The sequence below is a fragment of the Listeria swaminathanii genome, assembly GCF_014229645.1.
Taxonomy (GTDB): Bacteria; Bacillota; Bacilli; order Lactobacillales; family Listeriaceae; genus Listeria; species Listeria swaminathanii.
Genome location: NZ_JAATOD010000005.1, coordinates 55674 through 70964, shown reverse-complemented (window position 1 = coordinate 70964; position 15291 = coordinate 55674). Strand labels below are relative to the sequence as shown.

Here is a 15291-nt window from a genome sequence, read left to right as displayed (position 1 = left end):
CATTCCCAGATAATTATTTTCATAATAAACATGAAAAAAGTCCTTACCAAAACTTTGGCAAGGACTGCTGCATTTATACGCATACTAAAACAGACTCCCCTCGCTAAAGTTTTGGCACTATGCAACGTAAAGAATACTCTTAGCCACATTATGGAAAGCCTTAATCCGACAATCCCTGTTCTACCCATTGGCGTCTTTGGACATTTTTGGGCAGTGGCCTGTGTTTGCATAGGAGCCTCACCTAACAGGCAAAACTACATATTTATTATCGCTCTAATCGTCTACGAGTTTAACATAGAAAATCTAAGCTTACAAGATAAAATGTAAAATACTTAACTTTTATTTAACTTTTCGTGATTTATTTCAATAATTTTAACAAGACATCTGCTAAAGAATCAGCTGTTGTTGTGATTGTTGGCGGGCGCTTATAAATATCATCGCGCACTTTTTCCACCATAATAAGCAAAATAACACTATTTAAAATCAAAGAAATCGCATCTGCTTCTTGCGCAGAGTTCTTACTTGGAACCATTTCTTTCACTTTTTGATTAACCCGCTCATACAAATATTCCACAATTGACGGATCAATAAATTCCATATCTTTACTGCCCATTTCACGGACAGAAATCACCATAAAGTCACGATATTTTTCATAAATATCCGAAATAAACTGACTCGCCTGACGTAAAAATACTTTAGCACTTTCAAAATCTTTATCAAAAAATTGATTGATTTCCGCCTTCATACTTTCAAATTGAACTTCCAGCGTCATATGAATGAGATTGTCTTTACTCTTAAATTTTTTAAAAATCGTAGCTTCATTTATTCCAGCGGCTTCTGCTAATTGTCTTGTTGTGGAGCCCTTAATGCCATGTTTCGCCATCATAGAAAGCGTTGCATCCATAATGGATTCATTTGTAATCATTATTTTACCCCCGTTCAACTAAGTAAGCACTTGCTTATATTCAGTATAACAAAGACAAGCCTTTTTGACAATTTAATTACAATTTGTCGATATCATTCATAAGCAATGTGAAGTATGTAATAATGGATGTAGAATATTTAAAAGAATTGGAAGTGACTTACCATGCAAAAAACGAGAAAAGAACGTATCCTTGAAACTTTAAAAGAAGAAAAGAAAAACAAAAAAAGTAAAAAGTTCAAAACTAGTGCAACGATTGCTGGGGTTACTGCCATTGCAACCTCTATCACAGTTCCAGGAATCGAAGTAATCGTTAGCGCAGACGAAACAGCGCCTGCTGACGAAGCATCTAAAAGCGCAGAAGCTAACACAGCTACAGAAGCACCAGCAACTGCCACTCCCGAAAACACAACAGAAAAAACTATTGAAGCAAAACCTACTGAAACAAAAGAACAAACAAAAACACCAGAAGAAGCGAAACCCGTGGCTGACAAAGTAGAACAAACTCCAGCAGAACCCGCTACAGTTAGCAATCCCAATAGCGTAACAAGCTACTCTACACCAGCTACTTATAACCTATTACAAAAATCTGCACTCCGTTCAAGTGCAACGGTTCAAAGCTTTATTCAAACAATCCAAGCCTCTTCTTCCCAAATTGCAGCAGAAAATGACCTGTACGCATCCGTCATGATCGCTCAAGCAATTTTAGAGAGCGCCTATGGAACGAGCGAATTAGGCTCAGCTCCCAACTACAATCTTTTCGGAATCAAAGGAGCATACAACGGCCAATCATACACAAAACAAACACTAGAAGATGACGGCAAAGGAAACTACTACACAATCACAGCTAAATTCAGAAAATATCCTTCTTACCATCAATCACTAGAAGATTATGCCAAGGTTATTCGCAGCGGTCCGAGTTGGAACCCAAGCTACTACTCAAAAGTTTGGAAAAGCAACACAACTTCCTACAAAGACGCAACAAAAGCTTTAACAGGAACGTATGCAACCGATACGGCTTATGCAACTAAATTAAATGATTTAATCAGCCGATATAACTTAACACAGTACGACAACGGCAAAACAACTGGCGGTAATTCTGGAAACACTGGTAACACAGGAAATACTGGCAATACCGGAAATACAAACAACACAAACGCCAAAATGTATACGGTCGTAAAAGGCGATTCCCTTTGGAGAATTGCGAACAACAATAAAGTAACCATTGCTAACCTAAAAGCTTGGAACAACTTAAAATCCGATTTCATTTACCCAGGTCAAAAACTTAAAGTAAGCGCCGGATCTACTACAACAAATACAGACACATCCAAACCGAGCACAGGAACAAGCACATCTAAACCAAGTACAAACACGAGCACAAACGCTAAAGTTTACACAGTTGCAAAAGGTGACTCACTTTGGAGAATCGCGAACAACAACAAAGTAACCATCGCTAACCTAAAAGCTTGGAACAACTTGAAATCCGATTTCATCTATCCGGGCCAAAAACTTAAAGTAAGCGCTGGATCTACTACAACAAACACGAATACAAATACAAACACATCTAAACCGAGCACAAACACAAATACTTCCAAACCAAGCACGAACACGAGCACAAACGCTAAAGTTTACACGGTTGCAAAAGGTGACTCCCTTTGGAGAATCGCCAGCAACAACAAAGTAACTATCGCTAACTTAAAAGCTTGGAACAACCTGAAATCCGATTTCATCTATCCAGGCCAAAAACTTAAAGTAAGCGCTGGATCTACAACAACAAACACAGCTAAACCAAGCACAAACACACCAAGCAATTCCACAGTAAAAACATACACTGTCAAAAAAGGTGACTCACTTTGGGCCATTTCCAGACAGTATAAAACAACTGTAGATAACATCAAAGCTTGGAATAAACTACCAAGCAATATGATTCATGTTGGTCAGAAATTGACGATTAAGTGAGCATAAAAAGCCTAGCTCGTGAGTGAGATAGGCCTCAGACTGCGGATAAAGCGAGAAATTGCTTTGTCTGCGGTTTTTTTTATTGTTATCAGTTATTTTATTGGCTTATCCGTTTTATTCTTAACAGCTGGAATAATTGCAATCGCGAAAGAAACCGTTGCAACTATTAATACTACAATATTAAAGTTGTTAAAAATAAGCGTTCCTAAGCTAAACAACACAATAAAGAAAATCAAATATCCAACCCATTTTTTATAATTCAATATTATTATCTCCTCACATGAAGCATTTTTATCTTCTAACTTTTTATAGATAGTTTGTCTCATATCTATATATTTTGGTTCTAAAAAAAGATATCATAATAAACCAATGAATTTAATAAGATGAGCATTTTGTGACATATTTAAATTATTATCATTTCAAATGCTTTTTATTAATAAAAGCAACTTTATATGTATGTTAAATTGAAAATAAATGACTATTTTTCTTTATATTTGATACGTGTCCCTCCAACTTTTCGTTTAGCTTATTTAAAAACCTAAAAATGAATAGCACTAACAATAAATCACACTTTTTTCGCCCCCACATCGATGCTATAATTATGATGCAAGCAAGTTTATGGTGGTGCATCAGTCCTTTTCATCGGTTCTACCGATAGAAAGTAGGTGGTGCTTATGTTATTTTTAGGCGTTACCTGGAAAGGATAAACGTGTGACTGTTTTCGAGAGTCTTACGCTGATGATTGCTTTTGCAGTCTTAATCGTAACAATCATGAACAGCAAAAATGACAAAAAATAAAATCCACCCATAAGCTTGACGGCTAGGTGGATTTTAAAGAATCTTATAAGGCTGTCACCATCTTAAATGGCGTTTGCATTTATTTAGAGGGTCATGTTAGCGCATGGCTCTCTTTTCATTTACATAGTAACACATTTCAAACTGATTTGCCAAGGTCTGAAACAAAAGAAAAACAGATAGCTCTTACCTACTATCTGTTTCTCCACTATCTGTTTTAAAAATGATGGAAATTCTCCACCGGCATTACAAACACTGTTGCGCCGCCAACTTGGACTTCGATTGGATAAGGCACGTAGGTATCTACTGTCACTCCAAGGGATGCGGATGGTGTCATCATTTGTTCGCGCGCTTTGCAGTTTTCTTTAATAATTGCTAGGGCATCTTCTACACGTTCATCTTCTGTACCGATGATAAATGTTGTGTTTCCTGCTTTTAAAAATCCACCTGTAGTGGCTAGTTTTGTCGCACCGAAATTGCCTTTTGTTAGTGCGTCAGACAAACGGTTGCTATCTTGGTCTTGGACGATCGCAAATATCAGTTTCAAAGAAATCAACCCTTCCTAAAAATCTATCTTTTTTTCTATTATAGCAAACAAACGCCATTTTAAAGAGTGATATGCACTTGAGTCTAAGGGTTTAAGTCACGTCTGGTGTTAGGATAATTGTCGTAAAATATCGGCTAAAATAGTTTCTGTGATTTCTTCAGGTGTCTTTGTAGCATCCACTCGCATAAAACGCTCCGGAAACATGTTGATGACTTTTTCATAGCCGGCTTGAACCTTTTCATGGTAGGTAATGTCTTCTTTATCCAAACGATTAACTTCACGACCTTTGTTGGCGGCGATTCTAGCTAAACCAACCTCAGCAGGTACATCGAGGTAATACGTCCGGTCAGGCAATGTATCTTCAATCGCATACAAATTCACTTGTAAAACTTGTTCCATATTCATGTCACGTCCGGCACCTTGGTAGGCAAGTGAGCTATCCATGAAACGGTCACAAAGCACGGTTTTTCCGGCTGCTAAAGCTGGGCGGATTGTTTCAACGACATGTTGGCGGCGCGCTCCTGCAATAAGTAGCACTTCTGTTTTTGGATCCATTTCTTCGTTGCCAATTCCTAGGACGATGTTTCTTACTTTTTCTGAAATCGGGCTGCCACCTGGTTCGCGGGTTTTAATGAAATCGATGCCAGCTTCCGTCATTTTTTGATTAAGTAGTGTTCCTACTGTAGTTTTTCCAGAGCCATCTGGACCTTCAAGTGTAATAAAAATTGCTTTCATTTCGTAATTTCCTTTCCCTTTCGCGTCGCTTTCTGTTTGATTATAGCATAAATTAGCGGAAGACACGGATGTAATTCTCGGCTAGTTTTTCGCCGCCTTGGTAGTGGCGCGTGCGAATGCTTTTTAGCTCGCGGATGTGTTTTTCTGTGATGCTTTCTCCGCGGATTACGGCTGGTATGCCCGGCGGATAAAGCGAGATTGTTTCGGCTGATACGCGGTCGATTGCTTCATCTACTAAGATAAATTCGGTGCCGCGTGTGTGCATTTCTTCATACGTTAGCGCTAGACTAGATTCGCAAGGCGCTGACATTTCGTACGGCTCTTTCGCGATTTCTTTTTTCACTGGAGAATGAATCCGACTAATCGGCGTGAAATCAATTCCTTTTTTGATTAATGGTAAAATCAGTAACACTTGCGATTCATCGGCCAGTTCTGGAAAATAAGAACTTTCTTCAAAAATCGCTTGTAGTTCGTAGCCCGTGTAGCCCGTTTTGCGGACGATTATTTTAAGTGGATCATCTGGCAAAATAACGTCAAAATGGTTCTTCGTTAGCCACTTAATCCATCTGGCGCGCATTTTCCAAAAAGCTTCCACGTCAGTCGCCGTGTAGGTTGCCGCATATTTCCGCGCTGCATCCAGTGAGGCCATAATTAAATAGGATGGGCTGCTCGTTTGAAATACTTGCAGATAATAAGGTAGTTTTTCAAAAATCGGCAAATCATTGACTACATGCAAGTAAGACCCCATCGTCAGCGCCGGCAACGTCTTGTGCGTCGATTGAACGACCACATCTGCGCCAAGCTCCACCGCACTTTTCGGAAACTCTGAGCTTGTTAAAAAGTGGGCCCCGTGCGCTTCATCGACAAACACAACCGCGCCAAAATCATGCGCAATTCGGATACATTTTTGTAAATTAAAAGTCGTTCCATAATAGCTCGGATAAGTGAAAATACATAGTTTTACATCTGGATGATTATGTAAGGTTTCTTCAAGAAGTTCTGTTGTCACACCACTCGCGACGCCGACTTCTTTATTTGTCGCCGGTGTTAAAAATAAGGGCTCCCCGCCTGCCAGTTCGATGCCATGCAAAATAGATTTATGCGCATCTCTCGGCACTAAAACTTTCTCCCCACGCTTCAAAGTTGCCATAATAACCGCCAAGCTTCCCCCGCTTGTTCCGTTCACTAGAAAATAACTTTTTTTACTCCCATAACATTCTGCAAGTAACTCTTCTGCTTCCAAAATCACATCTTCCGGGTGATGCAAGTCGTCCATTCCAGTAATTTCTGTTACGTCCCATTTCAATAATTTTTGCCAAGCATCTGGATAAATTGCTCCACTTTTGTGTCCAGGAACATGGAGTGATATTGGGCAGGATTTAGCATGAGCATCTAGCCGTTCCACTAAAGGCATTTTAGATTGATCTCGCATAACAATTCCCCTTTTCAAATTCTCTCTTTCATTGTACCATTTTGCTGGATTTATGACACATTCTTGCGGTTTTAAAGCGTTTTCATTTTATAAGTTGTATAATAAAAGCAACAACCACGTTTTGACTTTCTAGTAAAGGGAAATTGAGGTAAGAGGACTATTTTAAAGGAGGTTTTTTGTCAGATGAAGAAGATTCTTAACGGTACAGATCAAGTTGTAGAGCAAATGGTGGAAGGTTTAGTTAAATCGCACGCAGATATTGTTCACCGTGTTGAAGGAACTCGCGTCATTGCAAGAAATGATAAACGTCCAGGCAAAGTCGGGCTAGTAAGCGGTGGGGGTTCTGGTCACGAGCCGGCTCATGCTGGTTATGTAGGTCGCGGAATGCTATCTGCGGCTGTGTGCGGCGATGTTTTCACTTCCCCAACTCCAGACCAAATTTATGAAGGTATAAAAGCCGCGGATCAAGGTGCTGGTGTGCTTTTAATCGTGAAAAACTATACTGGTGACGTAATGAACTTCGAAATGGCGGCTGATTTAGCCGATGCTGATGATATTAAAGTAGAACAAATTGTAGTAGATGATGATATTGCTGTGGAAGACAGTACTTTTACAACGGGACGCCGCGGTGTTGCCGGGACTGTTCTCGTGCATAAAATTATCGGGGCTGCCGCAGAAGCAGGCGCATCCCTTGAAGAATTGAAAGCCCTTGGCGAAAAAGTCATTGCTTCTGTTAAAACGCTTGGGGTCGCGCTTTCTCCGTGTACCGTTCCCGAAGTTGGACATCCTGGATTCGAGCTCGGTGATGACGAAATCGAACTTGGCATTGGTATCCACGGTGAACCAGGATTTACACGAGAAAAAATCATGCCATCTGCAAGTTTAGCTAAGCAACTATACGAACGGATTAGCAATGAAAGCAAACTCCTACCTGGCGATAAAGTGGTTGTCCTTGTTAACGGCATGGGCGCAACGCCACTTATGGAGCAATATGTTTTCGCAAATGATGTCCATGAACTTCTAAAAAATGCCGGCGTTCGCGCGGAAAAAACACTCGTTGGTGATTATATGACGTCGCTTGAAATGGCCGGATTATCCCTAACTATTTTAAAATTAGAAGACGAAAAATGGGTCGATATGTTGAAACTCCCAGTGGACACAATTGCTTGGTAATAAAATTTGGAGGAATGAATCATGACTTATGATAAAGATTGGGCGTTACGCTGGTTAAATGATTTCGGCGAACGTGTACAAGAAAACAAACAATTATTAAGTGATCTCGACCAAGCGATTGGTGATGGAGACCACGGTATCAATATGGCTCGCGGACTTAGCGAACTCAAAAAAGCTTTTGCAGAAAAAGAACCCACAGATTTAAAAGATGTTTTCAAAACGGCCGGAATGACAATGGTCAGCAAAGTTGGCGGCGCATCTGGCCCTCTTTACGGAACAGCATTTTTAAATATGAGTAAAGCAATTGACTCGGACACAATCGATGCGGTTGGCCTTACAAACGTAATTGAAGCTGGTCTAGAAGGCATTGAAAAACGCGGTAAATCTCATGCTGGCGAAAAAACAATGATTGATGTTTGGGAGCCGGTTGTTCACGCGCTTCATCAAGAAGATTTAACGGATGATGTGGTCGATGCGGCTTTACAAAAAACCAAAGATTTAAAAGCCACTAAAGGACGGGCAAGCTATCTTGGGGAACGTTCGATTGGCCACCTTGACCCGGGCGCATACTCTTCTGCCCTCTTATTTCACGCAATGATTCAAACGGAGGTGAGCTGACTTATGACTAAACCTTATGGCGTTGTTATTATTTCCCACTCCAAAGATGTCGCAAAAGGGGTGCATGATATTATCAAAGAAATCGCGCCAGACGTTTCTATCACCCACGCAGGTGGAACTGAAGATGGCGGCATCGGCACAAGTTTTGACGCAGTAAATGAAGCAATTGAAAGTAACGCAGCCGACAAAGTCTACACTTTCTATGACCTCGGAAGCGCCAAAATGAACATTGAAACAGTCGAAGAAATCAGTGAAAAAGAAATAATTCTCTTTAATGCACCCATTTTAGAAGGCGCGTATGCTACTGCCGCTCAAGTTCAAATGGACGAAAAACCAGAAGTCATCGCGGCAAACTTGAAAGGCATCGAAATTAAATAAACGAAGCGCACCTGAGAAAAATCGGAAAGCAATGATAGCATCCGAAAAAATAATAAAGTTAAAGACGAGGATTTCCGTGTCCTCGTCTTTTTTAGCGCCATTTTTCCGTGGTATAATGACTTATAAACAAGTTCCCATTCTAAAAAGTTAGGATTTGAAACGATGAATATTTTAATTAAAATAAGAGAATTAGCCAATTTAACGAATAGCGAAAAGGAGCTTGCCAACTATATTCTGGCAAACCCGAAAAAAACCCTTCAATATAGGCCTAAAGAGCTTGCTGCGGCCGCGTTTGTCTCCGCTGCAACCATTTACCGTTTAATTAACAAACTTGGACTCAACGGCATCGCTGAGCTAAAAATCGAAATCGCCACTAGCCTACGTGAAACAACTTCAGAAAAAGAAATAAATTACGATTATCCAATTTTAGAATCAGACACGCCTTATCAAATAATGACCAATCTCCAACAAATCTACAAAGGAACCATCGATGAAACGTTAAACAACGCCGACCCAGAGGAACTAGTGCGGATCGGTGAAAAATTAGTTAACGCGAAAACAATTGATGTCTACGCCGCCTCTGCTAATCTATTTTTTGCTGAAAACTTCAAATTTCAAATGCAGGAAATCGGCGTTTTGGTCAACGTTCCCGAAGAAGATTATATCCAAAGCCTGTCCGCAGCAAATAGTGATGAAAACCATATCGCCATCGTTGTTTCTTACGGTGGTCGAAGTCGGACACTTCAAAGAGTTGTCAAAATCCTTTCCGAAAATGGCGTTGATATTATCTTAATCACTTCCATGCAAGCCAACCCGTTAGTCGAATTTGCCACACATAAAATTTACATGGCATCCGCTGAGAACCATTACAACAAAGTCTCTTCGTTCTCAACAAGACAGTCATTACTAGGCATTTTCGACACGCTGTACTCTATTTATTTCAACCACGATTACGAAAAAAACATCCAATACAAAACAACCAACTACCAAAAAATGAACACTGAATTGGAGTGATTTTTCAAAAAAGCTGTCGTTTCCCTTTCGAACTGAAAAAAAGCTCTCAATATCCGCCACTTCGCACTTTTCCTTATTTTCTAATGATACAATAAAGAAAAAAAGGAGCTAACTAAATGACAACTCAAGCAATTATTTTAGATATTGATGGCACTTTATTGAACGACGACAAAAAAATTTCCGCAGAAACAAAAAAAGCACTTATCACAGCCCAACAAAACGGCGTTAAACTCATCCTCGCGTCCGGCAGACCCACAACCGGAATGCACCTTTACGCTGAACAATTAGAAATGGAAAAATACCACGGCTTGCTCGTTTCATACAACGGCGCCAAAGTAGTGGACTGCCAAACAAAAGAAGAATTATTCAACCAAGCGCTCACCGTTGCAGAAGGAAAAGCCGTCCTAGAGCATATGAAAAATTTCGAAATAAAAGTGATGATTGATAAAGACGATTATATGTACGTGAATGATGTATTCGATTGTTACGTTCCTTATAAAGGCGAAGAAATCAACATTGTCCAATATGAATCACGCGGTGGCAACTTCAAACTCTGCGAAAAAGATGATTTAGCAGCCTTTTTAGATTATCGAATAAGCAAAATATTAACTGCCGGCGACCCAGCTTATATGCAGGAACATTACCAAGCGATGATGGCTCCATTCAAAGACAGTCTGAATTGCGTTTTCACGGCTGATTTCTACTTCGAATTTACTGCAAAAGGCATCGACAAAGCCAAAGCACTCGACACTGTTTTAACACCAATGGGCATTCACGCTGAAAATATCATTGCCTTTGGAGATGGACATAATGACATCACCATGGTTGAATACGCTGGAACAGGCATCGCCATGAGCAACGCTGTCCCCGAATTAAAAGCAGCAGCCAGTTCCGTAACTTTATCCAATAATGAAGACGGAATTGCCCATGTGCTAAATAACTTAATCCTAAATTGAAAAAAAGGCTGAAATTCAGCCTTTTTTATATTGCTTGCAAATCATTGTGTTTCAAGCGTTCATTTAGCTCATAAAGCGCCGTTTTATTACTATCCCATTCCAATACTTTCGAAGCCGCTTCATAAGAAAGCCACTGAAATTCACTATGCTCGATAGATAGTTTTACCTCCCCGGAAAAATCGGTTAAATCTATAGCAAAACAATATTCCGGAACAACGTACGGTTTGCTAAACGAAAAATGAAAACTTGGAATATGCGCCAGCGAATCCAACTGATACATTTTAAAAATATTATTTACATTCAATTCTTCCACAGTTTCTCGTCTTGCAGCTTCGGAAATTGACTCCGTATCTTCCCCACCACCAGCTACAAACTGCCAAACTTGCTCATTCTTCCGTAGCAAAACACCAAACTTAAAATTATTTTCACTTTTAATAAATGGAATCACTAAAACTTGAAAAGGTTGCCTCATTCCCCCACTCCTTTTTTAAATGTATGTAAAAATTGCTCCAATCTACCCCTTCTTTCTACAGAAATCCCCCATTTTCTGGTATGCTTAAATTAATAAAATAAAGTAGGAGGTAAATTAAATGACACTTTCTTTCTCGGATACTTACAGACTGAACAATGGAATTGAAATGCCTAGACATGGTTTTGGGGTTTACAAACTCACTGATGAACAGCGGATGCGCACTGCACTGGAAACTGCGGTGGACGTTGGCTATCGTTTGTTTGATACGGCTTCATTTTACCATAACGAAAAAGAGCTTGGAGATTTCTTTCAATCAAGCGGCTTAAAACGGGATGAATTTTTCGTAACGACAAAAATGTGGAATACGGAGCAAGGCTATGATGAAACGCTTCGGGCCTTTGAAAAATCGCAGAAAAAACTGCAACTAGACCAGGTTGATTTATATTTAGTGCATTGGCCAAAACAAGATACTTTTTTTGAAACGTGGCGCGCCGTGGAAAAATTATATGATGAAGGGCTTGTTCGCGCGATTGGCGTGAGTAATTTTGAAGCGCATCATTTGGACCGTCTTCGCACGAGTGCCAATGTTCTTCCGGTAGTTGATCAGCTCGAAACACACCCACACTTCCCGAATCATCTTTTACACCGCTATTTAGAAGAATTACATATTGTCCACCAAGCATGGAGTCCACTTGGTCGAGGTGGCGTTTTACAAGAACAAATTCTCATTGACCTAGCGAAAAAGCACGGGAAATCACCAGCACAAATTGTACTCCGTTGGCATTTGCAAAATAATATCTCGATTATTCCAAAATCAGAAACACCTTCCAGAATTAGAGAAAATGCAGCTATTTATGATTTTGAATTAACCAATGCTGATATGCGCCAAGTGGATCGTTTAAATAACGGCGAACGCGTTAGCCATGCGCCGGACGTTATGTATGTGAGATCAGAAATTTAATCAAAAAAATCTACTAAACCAAACTGGCTTAGTAGATTTTTTTATTTACTTCTTAATTGTCGTCTGCGCGCTTCTTTGAAAAGGTAAAAATAGCGAGCTTCCGCCTTTTTCTCTTCATATTCTAAATTTGGATCATATTCAAAGCTTTTACGCATTAGGACTTTTTGTTTGTGCCACTTTTCTTGCGTGACTTCAATCAATTCCATCAGATAAGCATCATAGGATTTGTGTAGTTTACCAATTTTCTTGTCTTTTTTCCGACCAAACTTATTGCTTCTGGACTCCATTTTATCACCTCGGTTTATACTTCTCTTCGTCCTTCCATTGCTTTTGAAAGCGTTACTTCATCAGCATACTCTAAGTCTCCGCCAACTGGAAGGCCATGCGCTATTCTAGTTACTTTTATGCCTGAAGGTTTTAATAAGCGCGAAATATACATCGCAGTGGCTTCCCCTTCAACATTCGGGTTGGTAGCTAAAATAACTTCTTCAATCGTGTCATCCTGCAAACGTTTCAGCAAGTCAGGAATGTTAATGTCTTCCGGCCCAATCCCATCCATTGGTGAAATTGTACCATGAAGCACGTGGTATAAGCCGTGGAAATCACGCATTTTTTCCATTGCAATAACATCTTTGGACTCTTGTACCACGCAAATAACACTTCGATCACGCGACGTATCTGCGCAAATATAACATGGATCTTTATCTGTAATGTGACCACAAACGGAACAAAAACTGAGATTTCGCTTTGCATCTACAAGCGCTTTTGCAAAATCTAGCACATCGTCTTCTTTCATATCTAGCACATAAAATGCTAGCCGAGCTGCCGATTTTGGTCCGATTCCCGGTAATTTCATAAAGCTATCTATTAATTTCGTTATCGGCTCAGGATAATGCATAATTCGTCTTCCTCTCACCTTCAAAATACAAATGTTTCACGTGGAACATTCTATTGAAAAATAGTTGAGACTCTTGAATACAAGCCAAGAGTCTCAGACCAAACAATATTACATTCCAGGAATATTTAATCCTTGTGTGAATTTACCCATTGTTTGTGAAGTTGTATCTTCAATTTGTTTTAATACATCATTTGTTGCCGCAAGTACTAAATCTTGTAGCATTTCGATATCTTCTGGATCGACTACTTCTTCGTTTATAACAACATCCGTAATGACGCGTTTACCAGTAGCTTTTACTGTAACCATACCGCCACCAGCTGTTCCAGTGAACTCTTGAGCTTCTAAATCAGCTTGAGCTTTCGCCATTTCCTTTTGCATTTTTTGCATTTGTTTCATCATACCTTGCATATTTCCCATTCCACGCATGAATAATCTCCTCTTTCTTCTATTGTTTTTTAATCTTTAATTTCAAGCAAATCTTCACCAACGAGTTTCGCCGCTTCTGCAACAAAAGGATCTTCCGCTGGTTTTCTAGCTTCCGGATTTGCACCGTCCTCCGCATCACCGTCGCTACCATGACTTTGAAGGAAATTTTCTCTTACATCGGCCCATTGATCTTCTGGGATTCCAATAAAAGTATAATTTACTTGCGTCAGTCGTGCAATACTCGACGTGATGGTTTCAACAAAGTTCGGATTATCCATCGCCATTTGACAGTGAATCTCATGCTTAAATTTTAACACAAAAGTGTCCTGAGATGCAGCTACAGGTTCTGCGTCATTTAAAAGGGCTGCTTGAGATGCCATCAACATGGATAACAACTCACCCCAACAACCACGAATTAGTTGTAAACTCTCTTTTTTAGCCTCGCCTAGCACATGGTTAATTTTACCAATCGGTGCTTTAAATTGCTTGCCGTTGTTGATAGCTTTTTTAGAACCACCACGATTTTGCGTTGGTTTATCGGCCGGAGCTACTCCCGCTCCACTAGCAATTTGTTTTTTCAACGTTTGAATTTCTTGGTTCATTTGCTCCAATTGGCGTTTCAAGTCAGAAACGTCACTTCCAGAAGCCGCATCAGCTGTCACATTTCCGCCGCCTATAGCTGATTGTCCCGCTTGCGTTAACTGAACAAGCGCCACTTCTACATAAATACCTGGATGATTTGAAAAACGCATTTGTTGTTGCGCTGCATTTAAAATTTTAACGAATTCATATACTTTGAGTGAATCTGCTCGTTTTGCCAAAGCGACAAAATCATCATCAATTAAAGCTCGTTCTAGCGTTTCTTCCAGGTTTGGCGCTTTTTGATAAAGCAACACATCTCTAAAGAATACGAGTAAATCTTCCACTAAACGAACTGGGTCTTTCCCTTCTGCAAGTAAAGCAGTCAAAGTCGAAATAGCTTCTGCTGCATCACCATCAAACGCTGCACTTACTAACTTTGTAAGCAAGTTTTGCGCAACAGATCCAGTGATTTCGAGCGCATCTTCCACGGTAACTTCTTCCGACCCGTAAGAAATAACTTGATCGAGCAAGCTAAGCGCATCACGCATCCCGCCTTCAGCAGCACGCGCAACAATCATCAACGCTTTTTCATCATATGGAATTTTCTCTTCTTCCAAAATAAATTGCAAACGACCAATAATATCTTGTGTCGTGATTCGTTTAAAATCAAACCGCTGTACCCGCGAAATAATCGTTAGCGGTAATTTATGTGGTTCCGTTGTCGCCAAAATAAAAATGACATGTTTCGGCGGTTCTTCCAACGTTTTTAGTAGCGCATTAAACGCTCCCGTCGACAACATATGCACTTCATCGATAATATATACTTTATATTTCGCCACAGTTGGCGCATATTTCACTTTTTCCCGGATATCTCGAATTTCTTCAACCCCGTTGTTACTGGCAGCATCGATTTCAAGAACATCTGGTATAGAACCATCCGTCGTTCCCTTACAAATATCACATTCATTGCAAGGCTCCCCGTCATGGCCATGTTCACAGTTAATCGCCTTCGCAAATATCTTCGCCGCACTAGTCTTCCCCGTCCCCCGAGGCCCAGAAAATAAATAAGCATGCGAAGTTTTATTTTGCACAATGGCATTCTTAAGCGTTTTCGTCACATGTTCCTGTCCAACAACATCCTGAAACGACTGCGGCCGAAAAACCCGATACAAAGCCTGATACGCCATCTGCCACTCTCCTTCACCTAAAACCATTTTAGTAGTTTTATTATAACGTATTGTTGAAGAAGTTTCAAAACGTACTTTATTTTGATTTAGTTCTTCAATATAAATCTGAGCAAAGCGATGATTTAATCCTTAAAAGAACTTTCAAAACGCACTTTGTTTTGATCTACTTCTTCAATATAAATCTGAGCAAAGCGATGATTTAATCCCTAATAGAAGTTTCAAAACGTTCTGAGTCG

The 15291-nt window shown here is 39.9% G+C and carries 18 protein-coding genes and 1 riboswitch; of the genes, 8 read left to right on the top strand and 10 right to left on the bottom strand.

Features of this window, described 5'->3' with window-relative positions; genetic code table 11:
* Window positions 1-89: 89 nt before the first annotated feature.
* Window positions 90-256, bottom strand: a riboswitch (M-box (ykoK) riboswitch).
* Between the two features lie 102 nt (window positions 257-358).
* Window positions 359-925 carry a TetR/AcrR family transcriptional regulator gene (locus HCX62_RS12670; RefSeq protein ID WP_185502891.1) on the bottom strand — a complete coding sequence of 189 codons (567 nt, stop codon included), beginning with the start codon at window positions 923-925 and terminating at the stop codon, window positions 359-361.
* 162 nt (window positions 926-1087) lie between these two features.
* Here HCX62_RS12670 and HCX62_RS12665 point away from each other — a divergent pair, with 162 nt between their 5' ends.
* Complete coding sequence (locus HCX62_RS12665) at window positions 1088-2881, top strand: 1,4-beta-N-acetylmuramoylhydrolase (protein ID WP_185639318.1); 1794 nt, start codon at window positions 1088-1090, stop codon at window positions 2879-2881.
* Window positions 2882-2973: 92 nt separating this feature from the next.
* On the opposite strand, the gene HCX62_RS12660 is transcribed toward HCX62_RS12665, so the two are convergent.
* Window positions 2974-3144, bottom strand: coding sequence for a hypothetical protein (locus HCX62_RS12660; protein WP_185639317.1), 171 nt, complete (start codon window positions 3142-3144; stop codon window positions 2974-2976).
* A gap of 475 nt (window positions 3145-3619) precedes the next feature.
* Here HCX62_RS12660 and HCX62_RS14145 point away from each other — a divergent pair, with 475 nt between their 5' ends.
* Window positions 3620-3679 carry a hypothetical protein gene (locus HCX62_RS14145; RefSeq protein WP_232048003.1) on the top strand — a complete coding sequence of 20 codons (60 nt, stop codon included), beginning with the start codon at window positions 3620-3622 and terminating at the stop codon, window positions 3677-3679.
* 214 nt (window positions 3680-3893) lie between these two features.
* On the opposite strand, the gene darA is transcribed toward HCX62_RS14145, so the two are convergent.
* The 3 genes from darA to HCX62_RS12645 form a co-directional block, all read right to left on the bottom strand.
* Complete coding sequence (darA, locus tag HCX62_RS12655; RefSeq protein WP_185403628.1) at window positions 3894-4223, bottom strand: cyclic di-AMP receptor DarA; 330 nt, start codon at window positions 4221-4223, stop codon at window positions 3894-3896.
* 108 nt (window positions 4224-4331) lie between these two features.
* Entirely contained in the window at window positions 4332-4958 is a 627-nt protein-coding gene (tmk, locus tag HCX62_RS12650; protein WP_185639316.1) for a dTMP kinase, read from the bottom strand.
* A 52-nt stretch (window positions 4959-5010) separates the two neighbouring features.
* On the bottom strand, window positions 5011-6390 hold the full coding sequence (locus tag HCX62_RS12645) for an aminotransferase class I/II-fold pyridoxal phosphate-dependent enzyme (RefSeq protein ID WP_185639315.1): 1380 nt from the start codon (window positions 6388-6390) through the stop codon (window positions 5011-5013).
* Window positions 6391-6573: 183 nt separating this feature from the next.
* On the opposite strand from HCX62_RS12645, the gene dhaK1 reads away from it, so the two are divergent.
* The 5 genes from dhaK1 to HCX62_RS12620 all read left to right on the top strand — a co-directional run bounded on the left by dhaK1 (window position 6574) and on the right by HCX62_RS12620 (window position 10529).
* Window positions 6574-7563, top strand: a complete 990-nt coding sequence (gene dhaK1 / locus HCX62_RS12640) for a dihydroxyacetone kinase subunit DhaK1 (RefSeq protein WP_185639314.1) — start codon at window positions 6574-6576, stop codon at window positions 7561-7563.
* 21 nt (window positions 7564-7584) lie between these two features.
* The gene (gene dhaL1, locus HCX62_RS12635; RefSeq protein ID WP_185639313.1) at window positions 7585-8181 is read left to right on the top strand and encodes a dihydroxyacetone kinase ADP-binding subunit DhaL1; all 597 of its coding nucleotides are present in this window, start codon (window positions 7585-7587) and stop codon (window positions 8179-8181) included.
* Window positions 8182-8184: 3 nt separating this feature from the next.
* Window positions 8185-8559, top strand: coding sequence for a dihydroxyacetone kinase phosphoryl donor subunit DhaM1 (gene dhaM1 / locus HCX62_RS12630; RefSeq protein ID WP_185639312.1), 375 nt, complete (start codon window positions 8185-8187; stop codon window positions 8557-8559).
* Window positions 8560-8721: 162 nt separating this feature from the next.
* Window positions 8722-9573 (top strand): MurR/RpiR family transcriptional regulator, encoded by an 852-nt coding sequence (locus HCX62_RS12625; RefSeq protein WP_185639311.1) that lies wholly within the window; start codon window positions 8722-8724, stop codon window positions 9571-9573.
* A gap of 116 nt (window positions 9574-9689) precedes the next feature.
* Window positions 9690-10529: a Cof-type HAD-IIB family hydrolase gene (locus HCX62_RS12620; protein ID WP_185639310.1), complete on the top strand. Its 840-nt coding sequence runs from the start codon at window positions 9690-9692 to the stop codon at window positions 10527-10529.
* Window positions 10530-10554: 25 nt separating this feature from the next.
* On the opposite strand, the gene HCX62_RS12615 is transcribed toward HCX62_RS12620, so the two are convergent.
* Window positions 10555-11001, bottom strand: a complete 447-nt coding sequence (locus HCX62_RS12615) for an NUDIX hydrolase (protein WP_185639309.1) — start codon at window positions 10999-11001, stop codon at window positions 10555-10557.
* 118 nt (window positions 11002-11119) lie between these two features.
* On the opposite strand from HCX62_RS12615, the gene HCX62_RS12610 reads away from it, so the two are divergent.
* The gene (locus tag HCX62_RS12610) at window positions 11120-11962 is read left to right on the top strand and encodes an aldo/keto reductase (RefSeq protein WP_185639308.1); all 843 of its coding nucleotides are present in this window, start codon (window positions 11120-11122) and stop codon (window positions 11960-11962) included.
* Between the two features lie 41 nt (window positions 11963-12003).
* On the opposite strand, the gene HCX62_RS12605 is transcribed toward HCX62_RS12610, so the two are convergent.
* From HCX62_RS12605 to dnaX, 4 genes are all read right to left on the bottom strand, one after another.
* The gene (locus HCX62_RS12605; RefSeq protein ID WP_185639307.1) at window positions 12004-12249 is read right to left on the bottom strand and encodes a YaaL family protein; all 246 of its coding nucleotides are present in this window, start codon (window positions 12247-12249) and stop codon (window positions 12004-12006) included.
* Between the two features lie 14 nt (window positions 12250-12263).
* Entirely contained in the window at window positions 12264-12860 is a 597-nt protein-coding gene (gene recR, locus HCX62_RS12600; RefSeq protein ID WP_003722062.1) for a recombination mediator RecR, read from the bottom strand.
* Between the two features lie 108 nt (window positions 12861-12968).
* The gene (locus HCX62_RS12595; RefSeq protein ID WP_003722063.1) at window positions 12969-13286 is read right to left on the bottom strand and encodes a YbaB/EbfC family nucleoid-associated protein; all 318 of its coding nucleotides are present in this window, start codon (window positions 13284-13286) and stop codon (window positions 12969-12971) included.
* Window positions 13287-13315: 29 nt separating this feature from the next.
* Window positions 13316-15055 (bottom strand): DNA polymerase III subunit gamma/tau, encoded by a 1740-nt coding sequence (gene dnaX, locus HCX62_RS12590; protein ID WP_185639306.1) that lies wholly within the window; start codon window positions 15053-15055, stop codon window positions 13316-13318.
* Window positions 15056-15291 lie beyond the last annotated feature (236 nt).

What these genes read in the sequence shown, in the direction of transcription:
- dhaM1 (WP_185639312.1), top strand. Translation starts at nt 8,185, where the DNA reads ATGACTAAACCTTATGGCGTTGTTATTATTTCCCACTCCAAAGATGTC.
- tmk (WP_185639316.1), bottom strand. Translation starts at nt 4,958, where the DNA reads ATGAAAGCAATTTTTATTACACTTGAAGGTCCAGATGGCTCTGGAAAA.
- HCX62_RS12595 (WP_003722063.1), bottom strand. Translation starts at nt 13,286, where the DNA reads ATGCGTGGAATGGGAAATATGCAAGGTATGATGAAACAAATGCAAAAA.
- HCX62_RS12620 (WP_185639310.1), top strand. Translation starts at nt 9,690, where the DNA reads ATGACAACTCAAGCAATTATTTTAGATATTGATGGCACTTTATTGAAC.
- dnaX (WP_185639306.1), bottom strand. Translation starts at nt 15,055, where the DNA reads ATGGCGTATCAGGCTTTGTATCGGGTTTTTCGGCCGCAGTCGTTTCAG.
- dhaL1 (WP_185639313.1), top strand. Translation starts at nt 7,585, where the DNA reads ATGACTTATGATAAAGATTGGGCGTTACGCTGGTTAAATGATTTCGGC.
- HCX62_RS12610 (WP_185639308.1), top strand. Translation starts at nt 11,120, where the DNA reads ATGACACTTTCTTTCTCGGATACTTACAGACTGAACAATGGAATTGAA.
- HCX62_RS12605 (WP_185639307.1), bottom strand. Translation starts at nt 12,249, where the DNA reads ATGGAGTCCAGAAGCAATAAGTTTGGTCGGAAAAAAGACAAGAAAATT.
- HCX62_RS12670 (WP_185502891.1), bottom strand. Translation starts at nt 925, where the DNA reads ATGATTACAAATGAATCCATTATGGATGCAACGCTTTCTATGATGGCG.
- dhaK1 (WP_185639314.1), top strand. Translation starts at nt 6,574, where the DNA reads ATGAAGAAGATTCTTAACGGTACAGATCAAGTTGTAGAGCAAATGGTG.
- HCX62_RS12665 (WP_185639318.1), top strand. Translation starts at nt 1,088, where the DNA reads ATGCAAAAAACGAGAAAAGAACGTATCCTTGAAACTTTAAAAGAAGAA.
- HCX62_RS12615 (WP_185639309.1), bottom strand. Translation starts at nt 11,001, where the DNA reads ATGAGGCAACCTTTTCAAGTTTTAGTGATTCCATTTATTAAAAGTGAA.
- HCX62_RS12645 (WP_185639315.1), bottom strand. Translation starts at nt 6,390, where the DNA reads ATGCGAGATCAATCTAAAATGCCTTTAGTGGAACGGCTAGATGCTCAT.
- HCX62_RS12625 (WP_185639311.1), top strand. Translation starts at nt 8,722, where the DNA reads ATGAATATTTTAATTAAAATAAGAGAATTAGCCAATTTAACGAATAGC.
- recR (WP_003722062.1), bottom strand. Translation starts at nt 12,860, where the DNA reads ATGCATTATCCTGAGCCGATAACGAAATTAATAGATAGCTTTATGAAA.